Source organism: Frankia sp. AgB1.9, from assembly GCF_016786355.1.
Taxonomy (GTDB): Bacteria; Actinomycetota; Actinomycetes; order Frankiales; family Frankiaceae; genus Pseudofrankia.
In genome coordinates this window covers 35615-53584 of sequence record NZ_JADWYX010000052.1, presented here as the reverse complement: position 1 = coordinate 53584, position 17970 = coordinate 35615, and the positions used below count along the sequence as shown (strand labels likewise).

The window sequence follows — 17970 nt, the reverse complement described above, 5'->3', positions numbered from 1 at the left end:
CCCCTGACCGTCCAGCTGCATCCCACTGAGGCAAGATAGCGCTCGTCCCAGCTGCGTGGACGAGCAGCGCCATGGGGCCAGCGCCGGTGCGCCCGCGCACTCCCGCGGACTGTGGGCGTAATGATCGCTACCCCGCGGGCGGGGACTTGAACGGGGCCCTACGCCGTTCGGTGTCGACGATGGTGTATTCGCGGTGCAGGTGGTGGCGCAGCAGCCACAGCAACCGCTCGCCGTCGTACAACTCGACGCCTAGCCGCTCGGCTTCCTCGCGCGCGGCTGGCGTGAAACCGGAAGTCGTGATGATGATCCCCTTGGTGAACTCCCGCTGGGTGACAGATCCGATGATCTCCCGGACGGCGGGGACGCCGATCTTGCGGTGCGGTGCGTAGCACTTGGCCTGGATGGCGACCCGACCGCCGACGAAAGGGGTCTTGTTGACCGCCACAAGGTCGATCCCGCCGTCGCGCCGCTCCTGGGTGGGGCGCACCTCGTCGAACTCAGGGATCGCTTTGAAGAGCCTGAGCACGAGGCGCTCGAACTCGTAGCCGTTCATACCTACGAGGTTCTGCGCCTGGTCGAGGTCGGCGGTCGCGTCCGTTTCCGCGGCGTAGGGCAGGTCGTCCCAGGGGTAGTCGAGAACGGGCTGGACCGGCTGGTACTTCTCAGGGGTCTGGGAGACCTTCGCGTGCAGGTAGCCCAGGCATTCGACCGGGTCAAACTGCTCGGCGTCGAGGACCAGGACCGCGAACTCGTCGCGGGGCACCTGCACGCTGACCAGGCACCAGCGCACGTCCTGGCCCGTCGCGGTGTTGACCGTGTCCACGTAGCCGTCGCAGACCACGTCGTCGACCATCCCCGACCGGTCGGCGGCGAAGACGCTGCGCACCGTGCGCAGCGCCATCTGCGCGACGACCAGCTGATAGAGCTTCTTGCGGTCGGTCGGGCTGAGCTTCTTGTGTCGAAGCTCCTTCTTGATGGGTTGGTACTCGGCGGAGACGAACTCGGGGATCGCCGCCAGCAGTGGCAGGTCGACGCGTACCCGGAGCTGGCGTCCGGTCGGGTAGTAGGAAGCCTGGACGCCTGTGGGGAAGTCGCTGGGGTAGCGCTGCACGGCCAGTACCTCGCGGAAGTAGGCGGCGACCGCCGCCCGCTTCCCGGCGGCGAAGTCGCCGGCCAGTTGGTCGACGGCGCGGTGCTGGCGGGCGACCCGCTCCCGCTCGTGGTCGACCGCCCGGTCGTGCGCCGCCTGGTCCCGCGCCAGGTTCTCCTTGCGGAGCCGCTCGTCCTCGTCATGCGCGGCGAGGGCCTGAGCGTAGTCATCCTGGCCTTTCGCCAGGGCGGCGTCGTATTCGCGGCGGCGGCCGGGTGACAGCACGCTCCATCCGGTCAGAGGTGCCGGCAGGAACGATTCCCAGTTCGGCTCAGGTACTGGGGTGGACAGCCTCGGCGGCGGCCTGTACTCGGTCACCGACAGCGGCTCTTTGAAGCTGTCGAACGGCAGATACGGGTCCTCATCGAGAACGCCCCTGAGCAGCGTCCTGAGACCGATAAGACGCGACTCCAGGGCGCGGGTGACCGCCGCCGCGCGTTCGCGCCCCCGCGCGGCCTCGCGTTCGCGTTCCTGCTTGGCCTGGTCTCTCGCGTTCGCGGCAGCCACCATCGCATTGTGTCGCGCCGTTGCCGCCCATGTGTGTCTTTCAAACGGCTATTGACCCCGCCGAAACGCTCCGAAAAGTCGCAAAAGGCACGTGCGGCCAAAATGCCGTCCGTGGTCCCTCAGGCGCCGATCAGGGCGGAGAACCTTCCCGGGACCACCACGGCTGCTACCGCAGCTTGATCCTCGATGATCCTCAAGGCCTACATCTTCGCTTCGACGCGGCTCGGCAGCTCGCATCCGACGGAAGTGCCGGAAGGTGCCTGGGCGCCGTCAGGATGAGATTCCGGTGCTCGGGAGCCGGTGGCGGTTCGGTGCGGAGGTGGCGTCCGGTGGCGGAGGGCCACTCGGACGACGAGGTCCGGGAACTCTGGCGGCAGTTTCCGGATGTCGTCGCGGCGCGCGGGGCGCTGACACTCGCGGAGTGGTCGCTGGGTCAGGTGCCGTCGTGCCAGGTGGACACGTCGGGGCAGGCCTTGCATGAGGTGTCTATGCGGCTGGTCCGCGGCGTCGCTGTTTCGAGACGGAGGGTCACCGGGCGCGGCTATGCTCACCTTCATGCTGGCGCGGGGCTCGAGCTGAGTTGATCGGGAGCGTCACGTGGATGGGGGGCTGACGGGCGCGCAGGTCGCGGCGTTTGCCGAGCTTCTCGTCGATCCGGCTGCGGCCCGCCAGATTCTCGACGAGGCGGGATTTCCTGCCGGTCATGTTCCGCTCAGCGCACCGACCGCGCTGGTGTTCTGGTCGGCCGTGTCACGAGCGCTGGCCAACGGCGCCGTGATCGACGGCACCTCCCGTCTGCTCGCCGTCGCCGCGCGGCGATTCCCCGGGAACACCGCATTGGCCCAGGCGCCGTCGAGGGCCTGGGCGAGCCCCTTGGGGCCGATCGTTTGGAACCTGCCCGGACGGCTGCCGAGATTCGTCGGCCGACAAGACCTCCTCTCCATGATCACCAGTATCTTTGCGGAGCCGGCGCAGATTGGCGTGGCTGTCCTGGAGGGTATGGGCGGCGTTGGGAAGTCATCGCTCGCGATCGAGTTCGCGCATCGGCACGCAGCCAGCTTCGACGTGGTCCGGTGGGTGCCCGCTGAGCAGCCGGAACTGGTGGGCCAGCACCTCGCCGGGCTTGCCGTCCCGCTGGGTCTGCCCGAGGGGACGGGCGCGGACCGGGTGTGGTCGGTGCTGGCCACCGTCCCTTCATGGCTGGTGATCTTTGACAATGTTGAGGACCCGACAGTTGTCGCCCGGTTCCGGCCGAGCGGCGGTGGCCGTGTGCTGGTGACGTCGCGGTCACGGGCCGCGCGGAGGTTGGGACGAGCGATCTCGGTGCCGGGTTTCGACCGAAGTACCTCGGTGGAGCTTCTCACTGCGCGTGTGCCGGACCTGGACGCTGCGGCGGGCAATCGGATCGCCGACCTTCTTGGTGATCTTCCGCTTGCGATCGACCAGGCAGCGGGGTTCATCGACGAGACCCTGATCCCCGCCGAGATCTACGAAGGGCTGCTCGCCGACCGGTTCGACGCGATGCTCGACAAAGGCCACGCCACCGACGCCGTGGATGGTCCCACCCGCACGATCGCCGGGCTGTGGACATTGTCTGTCGATCGGCTGTGTGTGAGCCAGCCAGCGGCGGCGCAGCTGCTGGAGTTCTGCGCGCTCTGCGACCCGGAACCTGTTCCCCTGAATCTGTTCACCGAACGGCCTGAGCAGCTCGGCGGAAGCGTGGTCGCGGCGATCGCGGCAGATCCAGCGGCCTGGGAGGCAACGGTCGGAGCGCTCGTCGGCTACAACCTCGCCCGCCGGGACGGCCAGACGCTGATCGTGCACCGCCTCATCGCGGCGGCGTCCCGCCGTGCGATGGCCCCCGAGCGGTACGCCGCCCGTCTCGGCCACCTCGCTGCGTGCCTCGTTGCGGCGCTTCCCGCGAGTGTCCGGGGGAATCCCGCCGGCTGGCCGCGCTGGCGCGAGTTGCTACCGCACGCCCTGGCGGTGGCGAGCCGCGCCCGGTTGCTAACCGGGCAGGCATTCGACGACAGTTGCCGGCTTGCCGACCGCACTGCGACGTTTCTTGCGGAACACGGCCAGTTCGCCGATGCGATCACCCTTTACGAGCGAACGCTGGCTGACCGCGAGCGCGTCCTGGGTACCGATCATCCGGACACCTTGACGTCACGGAGCCATCTCGCCAACGGCTATGTCTCCATTGGCCGGCTGGCCGACGCGATCAGACTGCATGAGGCCAACGCCGCCGACAGGGCCCGCACCCTCGGGCCCGAGGACCGGTACACATTGATGTCCCAGCGGAACCTGGCAAAGGCCTACGAAGAGATCGGACGCGTCGCCGAAGCCGTCGCCCTGCACGAACGGACACTCGAGGCCCGCGAACGCGTTCTCGGTCCCGACCACGTCGACACGCTCAGCTCACGCCACGATCTCGCCTATGCCCACCGGGCCACGGGACAGCTGGCCCAAGCGATCGCTCTGCTGGAGCGCACGCTGGCCGACCGCGAACGCGTCCTCGGGCCGGAGCACCCGGACACCCTGATCACCCGCACCTACCTGGCCCGCGTCTACGTGACCGCCCGCCGAGTCACCGATGCGATCACCCATTTCACCCCGACCCTCGACGCCCGCGAACGTGTCCTCGGGCCAGGCCATCCCGAGACACTCACTACCCGCAAATACCTGGCCCGCGCGCTCGAACTCGCCGGCCGCATCGAAGAAGCCGTCGAGATGGACAGACAAGTTCTGGCCGACCGTGAACGGATCCTAGGCCCCCACCACCCTGACACTCTGACCTCACGCCACGACCTTGGCCGAGCGCTGGTTACCGCAGGCCGTATCGAGGAGGCCACAGATCTTCATCAACGGGCTCTGCAAGAGCGGGAACAGATCCTCGGTCCGCTTCACCCGGACACCCTCGACTCTCGCCGCGGTCTCGCCCACGCCTTCGAGGCGTCCGGACGTATAAGCCAGGCCATCGCGCTCTTCCAACAGGTGCTGACCGAACGAGCCAACGTTCTCGGCCCAGATCACCCCGGCACGCTGAGCAGCCGCAACGACCTCGCGCACGCACACCAGTCCGCGGGCAACATCGCGGAGGCACATATACAATACCGCTCCGCCGCCACAGATTGCACCCGCGCACTCGGCCCCGACCACCCGCTGACCAGGGCATCCCACGACGGGCTCGCCGCCATCCTGGCCGGGTAGGCGTGACCCCGGGCCAGCGAGGAATCACGCCGGAACGGGTTCAGGCGCGCTTTGTCAGGCCCTGTGCGCGGGCCCACGTGCCGGTCTCGTCTGGCCTCCTGAGCGGCCAAGCTCAGACGCTGCCGTAAGGGCGGAAAGGAAGCCACGTCGCGAGTCTGGGCGCATACCTCCGACACCATCCCGGCCGTCTCACACAACGAGAATGGCGGCGCTTATCACCGCCGAGCCGAAGGACCGGAAGCTCGGCACGGCCTGTATCGCCAGTCGCCAGCTACTGGACGGGTGACCTCAGAGGTACTGTGCTCCTCGGGCTAATGATTCCAGGGACCCCGGGCTACCGACCGTTGCTACAGGCTCGGGATGGTGCGCGGGGGCTCGTGGCGTGTCTGGGGCTGGTCGGTCTGCCAGCCGGTCACGGTGCTGAACCGCCAGGCCACAGTTTTCCGCAGGGACCGGACCTGTGCTGCCGTGTGCGGGCTGATGCCGGCCTTGCCCGTGGAGGGCGCGCCGACAACGAAGCGCAACGAGATCGGAACATCGGGATGGATGTCGAGGCGGGCGGCGAGCCGTTCCCGGTGTGCGGGCACGTTGGCCCAGACGAGGTAGTCGATGCCCTGGAGCACGAGCATGGGATCGGCCCCGACCTTTGTCTCTAATATCTGCAGGTCGCCGCGGAGCCGAGTCGACCCCGCCCCGGTGGTCAACCGAATGGCGCCGAGTGGCTCAAGTCGGAAGGTGGGGCCACTCGAATCCCTCAAGGCCACCTCACAGCTGCACCGCCGCAACGAACATGCCTGGCAGCCCCCGACGAGCACGCCTCGTCGCGGCATTGCGAAGGTTCGCAGCGCCGGCGACGCGTAAGTCAGGTGATTGCGAGCGGTCCGCAGCGGGTCTCGCGGGTCCCGGCGCGGCCGACGATGGCCGGAAGGGCTTCGAGGGGCGACTGGTGGTCCCACAGTGAATGGAAGAAGCTTTCTTCTAGACTGATGGCAGAGAACCGAAGGTTGAATCTAGCAATATGATGTAGAATACGTCCGGACATGGGATATGTGGAATTTGGGTGAGTACGGTACCGTCGGTCGACTTCCATTCGAGGACGAACGTGCCGAAATCGAAAATACGACCAAGGAGTGACTGCGTATAGGTCATATCGCTGATTTGTTCCAGTGTTGCGCCGATCACGCTTTGGTCGGTAATTCCTGATGCGCAGACGATCCGCGAGTTGGTGATCACTATCTGTTCGCTAAAACGGGTTACCGCGCGACGCACGACCGTCCTTGCGAGGACCGTCATCGTGGCGACCGCGAGGGCCGCGAGACCCCACTCAGCCCATCCGAGCCAACCGCGGGTCCGCACAGCGAGGAGAGCGATCGCGATAGAGAGGAGGACTGGCAGCAGACAGAGCGTTGGCAACTCGCTGGCCCAGTGGGGGCGCACGCTGGCAAGGGCGTGCTCGCCCATTGAAAGGAATGGTAGCCGTCCCTCCTGGTTTGCGGTCTTGGCGTCCGACACCAGCCCGTCAGGATCGGCGAGGTCGGGGCGACGGTCCGCGAGCATCGCGCCCAGCGCTACGACCACCGCCCAGTCGCCCGTTGCGTGTCGAGCCCGGAGGTGAGCCACGAGAACCTCGTCGGGGTCCAGCTGCCGGTCGCCGGTTTCGATGTGGCGCTGAACAGGACGCAATCCCGAGAATTTTCCCGGAAAGACCGAGGCGGCGGTCTCCCTACTCGAAGGGCTCGGCGAGGATACATCGGCCTCGCCGAGCAGGCCTGGGTATGTGGGTTCAGCCGTTGGCTTGGCGCGTCCAGCGGTGGCATTTCGGATGCCTTCGAGAAGTGTCTTCCGTGCGTCCATCACGGTTGGCTTGGCGGACAGGTCGACGGGGATTATGCTGCCGAGCAGACCCGGCCTGGAGCAGTCTTCGACGCACACCGGTATGAGCCGGCGGGCGAGCCCTTCTGGGTCGCGTCGAAATACTGCTTGCCACGCCTCTTGTTCAAAGACAGATTCGATATAGGCGCGCGAGACGACGGCGATCGTGTGGTCGCTCTGGTGGATTGCCATGTTCATCTGGTTCATCCAATGCGAGCCGGGCACGCCATCCCAGGCTTGCAGGAGAACTCTGTGCTGGTCTCTTTCTAATTGCCAGGCGATCCATTCGGCCCATGCCTCGTCAACCGCCGCATACGACACGAAGAAGTGCCACGCTCCCGACGCGGCTCTTGGCGCAGTGTCCGCTGTCAAGCGTGTGGGCTCGTCGTCCCCGTTCGCCACACCGGTAGCGTATCCGCCTTCGAAGGAGCTTCTCGCGCTCGGCCTGCGCCTACCCGCCATCGCAACGGCCAGAGGGCCACTGGCGGGCTTGCTGGGTGACGTGCGGCCAGCGGTGGCGCGCCTCGCCGGGGGGTTGGAGCTGGTGCCCACCACCCCAGGGTGTGAGTCCCGGGTCAGATTAAGCTGGGTCCCGGGGTGGTGGGAGTCTGCGCCGGAGCGACCCGAGGGTCGCCGTGCGTCCACCTCCATCGGCGCCAGCTGCACCTTCCTGGTGGCGCGGGGCTTTCAGCGGGCTGTAGAGGCTTCTCGGTCAAGATATTGCCTTGAGGTCAGGCAGCCGGCGGGGCTGCCTCGGGCTGTGTCTGGACTTCAAAGATCGCCGGATCGTCGATAGTGATGACCTGGACGGCCCGGTCGGAGGTCGGCTGCGGTTATTGGGTTGCGCTGGTGTTCCAGATACGGGTCTTCCCGTCTTGGGTGGCGATGGTGAGCAGTGAGCTGTCGGGGCTGAACTGAATAGGGCCGGGGCTGTTGGTGAGGGTGGCCACGGGTTTGATGTCTCCGTGGCTGGTCGTTTTCCACAGCCGGGTGGTGCCGTCGGCTTCGCCGGTCACGAGGAGTTTCCCGTTCGGACTGAACATGGCGACCGTGTCGGGACCGATGTTCGAGGCGTTCGCGGTGTGGCCGGTGAGGGTGAGGATCGGGCGGACGGTGCCGCGTTTCGCGGTGTTCCAGAGCCGGGTTGTGTGGTCGGCGCTGGTCGTTGCGAGGAACCGTCCGTCTGGACTGAACTGGGTGTCCCAGATGTCGCCGGTGTGGCCGGTGAGGGTAGCGACGGGTTGGATCTTTGTCCGGCCGGTGGTGTCCCACAGCTGGATCGTGTGATTGGTGTTGATCGTGGCGAGGGAGTTGCCGTCTGGGCTGAACGAGAGGTCCTCGGCCTGGTTGGTGAGCGTGGCGAGTGGCTGGGGACGGCGAGGGTCGGTGATGTCCCACAGGCGGGCCGTGTGGCCGGATCTTGTGGCGAGCATTTTCCCGTTCGGGCTGATCGCCGCGGTGGCTTCGATGATCACTATCGGGGTCGTGTTGTCGGCCGTGTCGGTCTGGTCGTCGCTCGGGGTGCTAGGGATCGTGGCCATCGGCTGGGGGGTGCCGCGGCTGGCGGTGTCCCACAGCCGGACTCGGCCGTCTCCGTTGCCAGTCGCTAGGAGTTTCCAGCCCGGGCTGTAAGCGATCGATGCGCCGATGTGGTCGTCGTTGGCGCTGAAGATCGCGGCGGGCTTGGCGGCGGTGCCCTGGCGTTCGGTGTCCCACAGCAGGACCGAGTCGTCAAGATCGGTCGTCGCGAGCAGGCTTCCGTCGGGGCTGAACGACACCATTTGGATCAGGTCGTTGGGGTCGGTGAAAGTGGTGAAAGGCTGGTCGACAGCCGTGTTGCGGGCGATGACGTTCCACAGCAGGAAGCTGCCATCCGAGGCGGTGGTCGCCAGGAGCGTCCCGTCCGGGCTGAACAGAACCGGGCCGCCCGAGTCGTGGCCGAGAATCGCCACCGGACTGGCAGCGGTCCCCAGGGTCGCCGTGTCCCACAGCGTGGTCGTGTCGTACCAGCCGGAGAGGGCGGTGAGCTTCCCGTTGGGACTGAACCCCAGAACCTCGCCCCGGATGACAGCCTGAAGGCGCGGGCCGTCGCCGCCGGGCAGCAGAGCGAGCGGCAGGACACCGGCGAGGACCATGAACACCGCGGCGCCCAGCACTAGGCGGCGCCTTCCCACTCGCCGCCTCCCACGTCGGCGGCGGCCGGCCCGCCGAGCCACGGTGCTAGCCGGCGGCATGTCGATCGAGCCGCGGGCAGCGGTGTGCCTGGTCCCCGTCAGCGGGTCGGGGGCCATCGCCGGTGGAGGGAGTGCGGCCGGGCGGTGATCCGAATCGTCGAGATGCAGGTACAGCGCGCTCTTGGCCTGCCAGTTTGGGCCGTAGCTGGCGAGCGCCGCCGCCGCGAGCTCGAGGGCGGCAGTGGTGGCGTCCTCAAAGCGGTCAGCCGGGTTCTTCGCGAGCATGCGCACCACCACGTCCGCGACCCGGCGGGGCACCTCTGCGGGCAGGGAGCGGGGCGGATGGGTCAGCTGCCGCGCCCACAGCGCATGCGGTGGTAGAGCACTGTCGAAGGGCGGTGCGCCGGTCAGCAACTCGTAGAGCACAACCCCGAGCGAGTACAGGTCGGTCGCTGGGCTGAGCCGACCGCCGACAATCTGCTCGGGTGCCATGTAGCCCGGAGTTCCAGCCCCCAGACCGCCGCCGCTCACGCCCGAACCGGTGAACATCCGCGCGATTCCGAAGTCAGCGACCTTCGCCGTCCCCACATCGTCGAACAGAATGTTCGACGGCTTGATGTCGCGATGCAAAACGCCACGGTCATGCGCGTGACCGAGCGCGGCAGCGACCGCGAGCCCGACCGCGCACGCCCCGCGCTGCCCCAAGGCCTCACGCCGCGCGGCCAACGTCCCACCCGACAGCAACTCCATCACGATGAAGTCCAGCCCGTCGACCTCGAGGCAGTCGTAGATCCGCACGATATGCGGATGATCCAAACTGGCGAGCAGCTCCGCTTCCGCGAGGAATCCCCTACCGCCGCCTGTGGTCCCGGCTGGAATCACCTTGATCGCGACGTCACGGTGCAGCCGTCGATGCCAGCCCGCCACGACCAGGCCGAACCCACCCGCTCCTAGCTGCCCGCCGACCACGTAGCCGGGCAGCGCGGCGGCGATCCGTTCCTCACTGACGATCACCAGGCACGTCCCGCCGGCCCGACAGCCACACTGCGTCGTCCCACATCCGACCCCCGCGCACGCTCGCCGGACGGTCCAACGCCATCCGCCGCATCCACCGGAACGCGGCAGCCTTACAGCAGCCCCACCCGGCCAGTCCGCGCCTTCCGCTTCCAACCGGTAGACGCCGGACGCCGCGGCCAAGTTGCACCGCCGTCCGAGGCACTGGGCGACAACCGGGTCGTGCCGCCTAGCTTTCGGAGCCGCGTCCTGGCCGCGCGAGAAGTCTGATCCCGGGTCTCGGCCGCGGTCCTGAGCGGCTGCGCCAGCGCCCTTGATGCAGCGGACCTTCCCCCGCGCATGCACATCCGATGGGGAGTCTCGGACGGTGTCGGTTCGACTCTCGACTGTGAGCCCAAGGCGTCGTCGCGCGGGTTGATCACGCGGTGCCGTACGGGTCTGTGCTGGCGGTGGAGATCGGGTCAGATGAAGGGATCGTTTGCTACACCTGGAGGTACGTCATGAGCGCGAGGCCGGACACCGTGTTCAAGCGGTGCGGATGTATCGACGCTGTCACCGGCAGGCAGCGGGGCAGCCGCTGCCCCCGGCTCGTCGAGCCGGGCCATGGCAGCTGGTACTTCGCCGTGCAGGTGACAACCATCGGCGGCCGGCGGGCCCGCTACCGCCGAGGTGGCTTCCCGACCTACGAGGCTGCGAACGCCGCGCGGCAGGTCATCCTCACGGCGCCGGCCCAGGACGCGGCGGCGGGAGCATGGACGGTCGCCAGATGGCTGCGCTACTGGCTCGACCAGGCCGAACCACACCTACGGCCCTCCACCGTGCACGCCTACCGCGATCACATCGACCGCTACCTGATCCCGGCCGTCGGCCGGATCACCCTGGCCGACCTCACCCCGAGACGACTGCAGGCCTGTTTCGACCAGCTGGCACGCCGGCGTACCCGCAGCGGGACGCGGATCGCCCCGTCGACGGTCGATCGGGTTCGTGCCACGTTGCGTGCCGCGTTGAATGCCGCCGTCCGCGAAGGGCTCATCACCGGCAACCCGCTGCGCCAGGTCCGGCTCGACAAGCCGACGCGGCCGTATCCGGTCGTGTGGACCGACGAACGCGTCGCCACCTGGCGGCGCGACGGCATCCGCCCGCCAGTGGCGGTCTGGACGCTACGGCAGCTGGGCACCTTCCTGGCCGGCGTCGAGCAGGATCGGCTCGCGCCCCTGTGGTGGCTGATCGCGCTGCGCGGCCTGCGCCGCGGCGAGGCCGTCGCCCTGCACCGCGACGACCTGGACGCGGAAGCACGCGAACTGACGATCACCCGCCAGTTGCTCGCTTTACCTGGCGAGTTGTACTGCGGTCCGCCGAAGTCTCGGGCCAGTAATCGGACCATCGCGCTCGACGAGACCGGGACCCGACAGCTCGCCGCCCACGCACTGCGGCAGGCCGCCGAAGCGCTCGACGCCGATGGCACGGTGAAGCGTCGTAGCGACTCCCGTGGCCGCACCGGACCTGGCTGGCGCCAAGGGCAGCCTTTGTTCACCTACGCAGACGGCCGGCCGATCAGACCCGAGTATCTGTCCCACCGGTTCCGCCAGATCGTCAAAGAGCTCGACCTGCCACCGATCCGGCTGCACGACCTGCGCCACGGCGCCGCGACCATCGCCCTGGCCTCACACACCGATCTGAAGGTCATCCAGCAGATGCTCGGCCACTCCAGCATCGTCACCACCGCCGACACCTACACCAGCGTCCTGCCCGACACCGCCCACTACGCCGCCCAGGCCACCGCCGACATGATCCTCACCATCGCGCGGACACCCCCAGGAGACAGACGCGCCCGGCGGACTGTGACCCACACTCCGGACGCCGCCGAGATCTCCGGCTACTGCCAGAAATAGGTTCCCGCAGGTCAAACGCCTGCGAGACAACCACCCGCCGACCGGCACGGTCGCCCGAGGCCGATCGAGATGGGGCACGTCCGTGACCCAGGTGTGCCCCATCCGTGCCCCACGGACGACGAAGGCCGTATAGCCAGAGGCTATACGGCCAGGTCAGAACGGGTGCGCCGCCAGGGATTCGAACCCCGAACCCGCGGATTAAGAGTCCGCTGCTCTGCCATTGAGCTAGCGGCGCATGCTTCCTGAGGTCTTGCGCGTGCTTGGGTCCTGCTGGTGTCGAACAGGTTTCCCCCGCGTCGACGTAGCAGACTCTACCAGCTCGCCGACGGGTTGGTCGGGGCGGGGGCACCCGGAACCCGCAACTACAGCCACCCGGTCGGCGTGGGTTCGACGCGATACGTCACGGGACCCACAATCGCGAAACACGGCAGGTCAAGCACCGTTCGCGCCCACCCATCCGGCGGCGTCCCCGCCCGTAGCGCGGGCCTTCGGAGTGCGGTCACGGTGAGTGGACGGACCCGGAAACCGAACCGCCTCTGACGCCACGGTCGGTCACGCCGTCTTGCCGTCCACCGCGTCATCGCCGCCCGGGCCCGTGTCGTCATCGTCCGTGTCGTCCCGGTCAGTCTGATCTTGGTCGCCGTCGAACCGGCAGCCGAGCTTGGCCACGGCATCGCGCTGGGTCTCGGGCATTACGTGGGTGTAGATGCTCGTAGTTAGCGGGATCGTGGAGTAGCCGAGCAGCTCCATGACGCTCTGGGCCGGACGCCCTCGTGAAAAGCACCGACGCGAAGGCGCGACGCAGGTCCTGCCGACACAGGTCGTACCCTCCCCGCAGCGCCCCTCGACCTGTGGGGACTGCCATGAAATGGTCGCCGCCCTCAGTGCTCGGGACATGGCGACGATCCTGCGCATCTACCAGCAGTGGACCGGCGCGACACAGCCGCAGATCGCCAACGCTGTCGGTATCGACCAGCCGTCCGTGAGCGCCATCCTCAACGGCCGCCGCCAGGTCACCGCGCCGGACACGCTCGAGCGCTTCGCCGACGGCCTGGCCATTCCACGCCAGCGGCTCGGACTCGCCGCGGTCCCCGGTCGGGATTCTGCTGCCGAAAGCGCGGGCGTCGACAGTTCCCCTTACGACGGGGCCAGAGTGGTCGAGCAGGGAGCCGACTACCCACCCGAGGCGGCCACCCCAGTGGACCTGTTGGCGCGCCTCGCCGGCGCCAACCTCAGCAACGACCCCATGGCCATGCGGTCGCGGTGGAGCCCGACCGCCACGCCGGGACGGCGACCAGCGATCTTCCATCGCTCACTCGGCAGGCCGAAGGCAGCGGGAACCGCTACAAGCTGGCGTTGCCCGGTGTTGGCGGCTGGGGCGAATGAGGTGATGTAGCGGGACTCGTCGGCGTGGCACTCCGGCTCCGGTTGTCGCCGGTCATCAGGGTTCCGAGCAGCAGCAGCTTGACCGCGTGGACGGTGGTCGCGAACTGGTCGGGGGTCGCGAGGGAGGCGTGGTCGTAGAGCCCGCGCATGAGGGCGAACACAGCCTCGGCGGCTGCCGGTGGCGTCACGTCGGGGTTCAGTTCGCCGTCGCGGTGGGCCTGCCAGACCAGCTCTTCCACGAGACCGCGCAACGACGCGAAGATCGTCTCTCCTATGCTCGCCAGTTCGGCGTCCGCGACGCCGGGCGCGCGTACTGCCCGGTCGAACGCCAGGGCGTAGGGGTACTCCTGCACGATCTCGCCGCCTCGGTGCATCACCGCGACCAGCTTGTGGACGAGTCCGCCCGGCTGCTCGGCCGATTCGAGCAGCCCTGGCATCGCCGCTGCGCTGACGTCGACGTACGCCGCCTTGACGATCTCGGCCTTGTTCGGGAAGTAGTGGTACAGGACGCTGCTGGTGACGTTGGCGGCCCGGGCGATCTCGCGAATCGTCGCCCGGGCGTATCCCATCTCGGCGACGCACCGCATGGTGGCAGCGACGATCCGGCGGCGGGTGTCCTCGCCCCGCGAGCCCACCGGCCGCCCCAGCGTCGATGCGGTCTCCGACACCATCGCGCTCCTCTCGCAACCAGCCCGATGACACCCATCTTGACTGTCCGACAGGCAGCCAACACAATCCCGTAATGAATCGATCGGTCGATCTATTAAGCGGGCCGGTCGCACCGCGGGAGGCAGTGTCATGAGCGATCACTCGGTGACGTCCGGTCCACCACTGACCGAGGTCCAGCGAACGCCGGGACCAGATTCGGAGAACCGCCCGCGCCCCCGCAACGCCGTCCGGGTCTGGTCGGCCGTCGGGGGCGTCCTGCTCCTGGTCCAGCTCTACGTGTGGATCCGCTGGGTCAGCAGCCCCTACTTCGCGCGCGTCCCGCAGGGCCCGAGCGCCCCCCCGCTGTACATGAAGATCCCGCTGGTGGTGGACGCCGCCGCGATGTGGATCGGCCTGCCGATCGCCATCTGGCACTTCCTGGTCAGGCCGTGGTTACGCGAGCGCCGGATCACCCTGGACGGGATGCTGCTGGCCAGCCTCGGGCTGATGGGCTTCCAGGACCCGCTGTTGAACTACACGAACACCTGGTGCGTCTACAACACCTGGCTGTTCAACCGCGGCTCGTGGTCCCACTTCATCCCGGGCTGGATCTCCCCCGAGGCACCAGGCCGGCAGGTGCCGGCCCCCATCCTGACGAACGTGCCCGGGTATACCTGGGGCGTACTGGTCCTCACGATTTCGCTCTGCGCGGCCATGCACAAGATCAAATCCCGGTGGCCCGGCATCGGCAACCTGCGGCTGATCGGCATCACCTTCGTGATCTGTTTCCTCTTCGACGTCGTCATGGAGGGCCTGGTCCTGATGCCGATCGGGTTCTACAGCTACCCCGGCGCGATCCGATCCGTGTCGCTCTTCGCCGGCACCTACCACCAGTACCCGCTCTACGAAGGGCTGATGTGGGGCGGTGTCCAGACCGCCCTGTGCTGCCTGCGGTTCTTCACCGACGAGCAAGGCCGCACCATACCCGAACGCGGACTGGAGGCCATCCGCGGCGGCGTGGTACGGCGGCAGTCCGTCCGCTTCCTCGCCATCTTCGCCGCCAGCAGCGCCTGCTTCTTCGTCTGCTACAACCTCCCCGCCCAATGGATCGGCCTGCATGCCAACGCCTGGCCGCAGGACGTGCAGAAACGCTCCTACCTCAACGGCGGCATCTGCGGATACAACACGGACACGCCCTGCCCGGACCCCGCGCTGCCGATACCGACGAAGCGCTCCGGATACGTCGACCTGAACGGCAAATTCGTGCCCCCGAACGGGGTCACGGCTCCGAAGCCCGCTGTACCTTTCGAACGCGGGAAGTAGCGAGTGGGCTGAACCAGGCCCCACCGCCGGCGTTCCGGTCGCCGAGCCACCTCGCCGACCTGCTGGAACTCGACGCACACCGCCACCAGAGCCGTAGCCCGACCAGGCTGGTTGCTGCATCGATGAGCGCGGGGTTGCCGCGCTCATCGATTGCAGGTCAGGACCTATCTGCAGCGGGGACGTCGGGGTGCCCGACAGCGCGAGTGCCCCCTTCTCCTCCGGCCGGAAGGACACGGTCGCGGTGCTTCATGATCGGTCTCCTTTCACCGTGTTGGTCAACCTATCCTTCGGGGCCCGTCAGTCGGTCGGATCCGCCCGGCGCGAGACTTCCCACTCGTAGCGTCTGCCTTGGGGGTTAGGGTCGTGCCACTCGATGACCCAGGATCCGCCGTTCACGCGGCGGGATGGCGAGCAGGCGCCGAAACCGTTCTTCTCGCGGACGTTTGGAGCGAAGCGCGGATCTTTGAAGACGAAGGAGACGCGGAAGTCGGTCATGGGTGAGCGTCCGTTCGCGGGCATGATGTCGTTCCAGATCAGCTTGTCGTGGCCGCTTTTGCGGAGGTCAGCCCACAGCCCCCGCGGTGCGTAGCTGCAGTGCCAGGTCACCGGCTTGGTCAGCGTGGGGGTGAAGATCAGCCAGACGTAGAGCCGGCCCTTGATCCGCAGAACCGTTGAGCGGATCCAGGCCGGCCCGTTCGCGCTGTCGTCGACCCATGCGCGGAAGGCGAAGTCGGACAGCGTCTTCGGTAGCCGTCGGTCGGAGGTGGTGATCGGACGGATCATCCGAGCGACAAGCTGCCGGTTCGGATGGACCTCGACGGTCTCCTCGACCTTGTCGCTTGTGTCGTCCAGGCCGATGGTTGCCTGGACGTGCACCTTCTCCTCATTGGCCTCGGCCTGTCGGCTGAACGTGTCCTCGATGTCCTCTTCACGTTGGCGAAGCTGACTGCTGACTGAGGCGTGAATTCCGTCCCGAGTGAGCCTGAAGTACCGAAGGAGAACCGAGAGAAGGTATCCGGCGGACACCGCGGCGATGACGCGCAGCACCACCTGGGCTGCGCCGCCGGTCAAGCCGCTGAGTGCCGCGACGCTCGTACCGATCGTGAAGATGAAGACGATCACCTCACGCACGCGGGCCCAGTCCACTTGCCGCGCATCATTTCTCATTCTTATCCACCTCTTGACCCGAGGAGATCATGAACGTGCGCCGCTGCGCCGACATCGCCTGTGGGACAGGGCCTGCGGTGCCGCGACTCAGCTGTGGATCAAGATCGAATCTGATCACGTCACGTAGCCGGCAAGTTGTGGGGTATGGCAGTCGCCGCTGGCACGACCCATTTGGCCGCAGGCTCGACCGGAATTCGAATACTGTCTGTAGTTGTCCTTGCACCCCGGGCTGTTTGTCTGGCAAACTGGACCTGCGGCAAAGGGGCCTCGGCGTGGCTGGCATTCGCGAGGACTTTTACGGGGGAGAGCAGTCATGGCAGGGACATCCATAAAATCGGCTCCACCGAAGTACAGCGGATCGAGCGGCGAGCAGGCCTCGACCGGTGGCGAAGGCGGTCAGGCGATGGACGCAGACCTCGACGGCGATGCCCTGCTGGCGGGACTGCCGTTCGCGGGCCGTATTCCGGCAGCGGTGTATTTGATCGCTGCCCTGATGGTCGCGGCACTGCTGGTCAGCTTGGTGGTGACACCGCTCAACCACTAGCCGGTGACCGAGTTTCTCGGAGGACGCTGAGACCCCTGGTGCTCCGGCGACGGCGTCCGGTCTCAGCCGGCGCCGTGCACGGCGTGGGGGCTGGCGTCCGGGAGACGAGCGCGAGGCGGATGACTCGCCCGCGCCGGCGGCGTGCGGGCCTGGCGGTGCTAGGGGCTAGGGGACATCGTCGGTCCTGTCTTTGGGATAGGTACAGCAAGGCGCCGGGTCTCTTCCCGGCGCCATCGATTGTTGCTGAGTAGCGAGTGGCGGGTAGATGAGGCGTGGTCTCGTGGTACTCCCGCCAGTTCGACCAGATCCAACGATACGCACACCATTAAGACGTCGGCAAGCGAGACACCACGCATCGTCCCTCCATGGGACGTTCGCCACGTAGTCGGCCCATAGTAGGCGACTCGTTCGAGTCCCTCGCGGGTTTGCTGTCTGACAGAAATTCCAGGTCGCGACCCGATCGCGCCAACTGACATCCGGGGTGCGCAGGGTCGTCAAATCGAATGCCTGTTTGACCTGTCGAGATTGACACCAATGTCGAATCTACTTTGGCATCGCGTGCCGCAATAACAATGGCACCGGGTGTCGAAATGGCTGCGTCCTGGGGGTGGCAGCGACTCCGCGAGGCAGGCCGGCCGCGTCGGTCTCGTGGCCGGACCGCCGAACAGCGTGCGTCTGAAGCGCGGCGGTCCTCTGAAGAGCGCCCGCCGGACAGCGGCAGGCCGGCCGCTGTCATCGCTGGACAGGAGTTGAAGCTGTCCGGCAGCGCGAGTGGGGTCGACCCTGCCGTCGGGTGTTGCGCACCGGCATACTGCACCGCCGTGACCAGCGGGCGTCATGACTTGGCGGGGCTGTCTTCTCCCACCGCGCACCATCCCTCGCCGGACTCCACACCCGCAGACCCCACACCCGCGGGCCCATGGGCCATGGATCCGCGGGTTACACGGGAGAGGTGCCCCCCATGGCTGGTGGTGGGCACCTCTCCGCCGAGTCGCCCGTCCGGACCAATCAGACGCCGCCTCGGCAGCCAGCCGCTCTGTCGCGGCGTACGGCTACGGGAACCAGTAGACGGCACGGGACTCC

At 67.5% G+C, this 17970-nt stretch carries 12 protein-coding genes and 1 tRNA gene; 5 read left to right on the top strand and 8 right to left on the bottom strand.

Annotated elements, in window-relative coordinates; genetic code table 11:
* Positions 1-127 precede the first annotated feature (127 nt).
* Complete coding sequence (locus I6A60_RS43645; protein WP_203014900.1) at positions 128-1657, bottom strand: restriction endonuclease; 1530 nt, start codon at positions 1655-1657, stop codon at positions 128-130.
* A gap of 597 nt (positions 1658-2254) precedes the next feature.
* Between I6A60_RS43645 and I6A60_RS21450 the strand changes: the two genes are divergently transcribed.
* Entirely contained in the window at positions 2255-4867 is a 2613-nt protein-coding gene (locus tag I6A60_RS21450; RefSeq protein ID WP_203014898.1) for a tetratricopeptide repeat protein, read from the top strand.
* A 347-nt stretch (positions 4868-5214) separates the two neighbouring features.
* Here I6A60_RS21450 and I6A60_RS21445 read toward each other — a convergent pair whose 3' ends face one another.
* The 3 genes from I6A60_RS21445 to I6A60_RS21435 form a co-directional block, all read right to left on the bottom strand.
* On the bottom strand, positions 5215-5496 hold the full coding sequence (locus I6A60_RS21445) for a hypothetical protein (protein ID WP_203014895.1): 282 nt from the start codon (positions 5494-5496) through the stop codon (positions 5215-5217).
* Between the two features lie 349 nt (positions 5497-5845).
* Positions 5846-7141, bottom strand: coding sequence for a TIR domain-containing protein (locus I6A60_RS21440; RefSeq protein ID WP_203014893.1), 1296 nt, complete (start codon positions 7139-7141; stop codon positions 5846-5848).
* 431 nt (positions 7142-7572) lie between these two features.
* Positions 7573-9927 (bottom strand): WD40 repeat domain-containing serine/threonine protein kinase, encoded by a 2355-nt coding sequence (locus tag I6A60_RS21435; protein ID WP_203014891.1) that lies wholly within the window; start codon positions 9925-9927, stop codon positions 7573-7575.
* A 500-nt stretch (positions 9928-10427) separates the two neighbouring features.
* On the opposite strand from I6A60_RS21435, the gene I6A60_RS21430 reads away from it, so the two are divergent.
* A complete protein-coding gene (locus I6A60_RS21430) occupies positions 10428-11819 on the top strand; it encodes a site-specific integrase (protein WP_203014888.1) in 1392 nt (463 codons plus the stop codon).
* Positions 11820-11982: 163 nt separating this feature from the next.
* Here the strand turns inward: I6A60_RS21430 and I6A60_RS21425 are convergent.
* Positions 11983-12054 (bottom strand) — tRNA-Lys (locus I6A60_RS21425).
* Between the two features lie 317 nt (positions 12055-12371).
* Positions 12372-12569 carry a hypothetical protein gene (locus I6A60_RS21420; protein ID WP_203014886.1) on the bottom strand — a complete coding sequence of 66 codons (198 nt, stop codon included), beginning with the start codon at positions 12567-12569 and terminating at the stop codon, positions 12372-12374.
* On the opposite strand from I6A60_RS21420, the gene I6A60_RS21415 reads away from it, so the two are divergent.
* Positions 12568-13215 carry a helix-turn-helix transcriptional regulator gene (locus tag I6A60_RS21415; RefSeq protein ID WP_203014883.1) on the top strand — a complete coding sequence of 216 codons (648 nt, stop codon included), beginning with the start codon at positions 12568-12570 and terminating at the stop codon, positions 13213-13215. The two genes, I6A60_RS21420 and I6A60_RS21415, sit on opposite strands and share 2 nt — an antisense overlap.
* Here I6A60_RS21415 and I6A60_RS21410 read toward each other — a convergent pair.
* The gene (locus I6A60_RS21410; RefSeq protein ID WP_374113386.1) at positions 13163-13876 is read right to left on the bottom strand and encodes a TetR/AcrR family transcriptional regulator; all 714 of its coding nucleotides are present in this window, start codon (positions 13874-13876) and stop codon (positions 13163-13165) included. The two genes, I6A60_RS21415 and I6A60_RS21410, sit on opposite strands and share 53 nt — an antisense overlap.
* 127 nt (positions 13877-14003) lie before the next feature.
* On the opposite strand from I6A60_RS21410, the gene I6A60_RS21405 reads away from it, so the two are divergent.
* On the top strand, positions 14004-15176 hold the full coding sequence (locus I6A60_RS21405; protein WP_203014878.1) for a spirocyclase AveC family protein: 1173 nt from the start codon (positions 14004-14006) through the stop codon (positions 15174-15176).
* Positions 15177-15473: 297 nt separating this feature from the next.
* Here the strand turns inward: I6A60_RS21405 and I6A60_RS21400 are convergent, their stop codons facing one another.
* A complete protein-coding gene (locus tag I6A60_RS21400; protein ID WP_203014876.1) occupies positions 15474-16343 on the bottom strand; it encodes a hypothetical protein in 870 nt (289 codons plus the stop codon).
* A 313-nt stretch (positions 16344-16656) separates the two neighbouring features.
* On the opposite strand from I6A60_RS21400, the gene I6A60_RS21395 reads away from it, so the two are divergent.
* The gene (locus I6A60_RS21395) at positions 16657-16887 is read left to right on the top strand and encodes a hypothetical protein (RefSeq protein WP_203014875.1); all 231 of its coding nucleotides are present in this window, start codon (positions 16657-16659) and stop codon (positions 16885-16887) included.
* Positions 16888-17970 lie beyond the last annotated feature (1083 nt).

What these genes read in the sequence shown, in the direction of transcription:
- I6A60_RS21445 (WP_203014895.1), bottom strand. Translation starts at nt 5,496, where the DNA reads ATGCTCGTGCTCCAGGGCATCGACTACCTCGTCTGGGCCAACGTGCCC.
- I6A60_RS21430 (WP_203014888.1), top strand. Translation starts at nt 10,428, where the DNA reads ATGAGCGCGAGGCCGGACACCGTGTTCAAGCGGTGCGGATGTATCGAC.
- I6A60_RS21415 (WP_203014883.1), top strand. Translation starts at nt 12,568, where the DNA reads ATGACGCTCTGGGCCGGACGCCCTCGTGAAAAGCACCGACGCGAAGGC.
- I6A60_RS21420 (WP_203014886.1), bottom strand. Translation starts at nt 12,569, where the DNA reads ATGGAGCTGCTCGGCTACTCCACGATCCCGCTAACTACGAGCATCTAC.
- I6A60_RS21410 (WP_374113386.1), bottom strand. Translation starts at nt 13,876, where the DNA reads ATGGTGTCGGAGACCGCATCGACGCTGGGGCGGCCGGTGGGCTCGCGG.
- I6A60_RS21405 (WP_203014878.1), top strand. Translation starts at nt 14,004, where the DNA reads ATGAGCGATCACTCGGTGACGTCCGGTCCACCACTGACCGAGGTCCAG.
- I6A60_RS21400 (WP_203014876.1), bottom strand. Translation starts at nt 16,343, where the DNA reads ATGAGAAATGATGCGCGGCAAGTGGACTGGGCCCGCGTGCGTGAGGTG.
- I6A60_RS21395 (WP_203014875.1), top strand. Translation starts at nt 16,657, where the DNA reads ATGGCAGGGACATCCATAAAATCGGCTCCACCGAAGTACAGCGGATCG.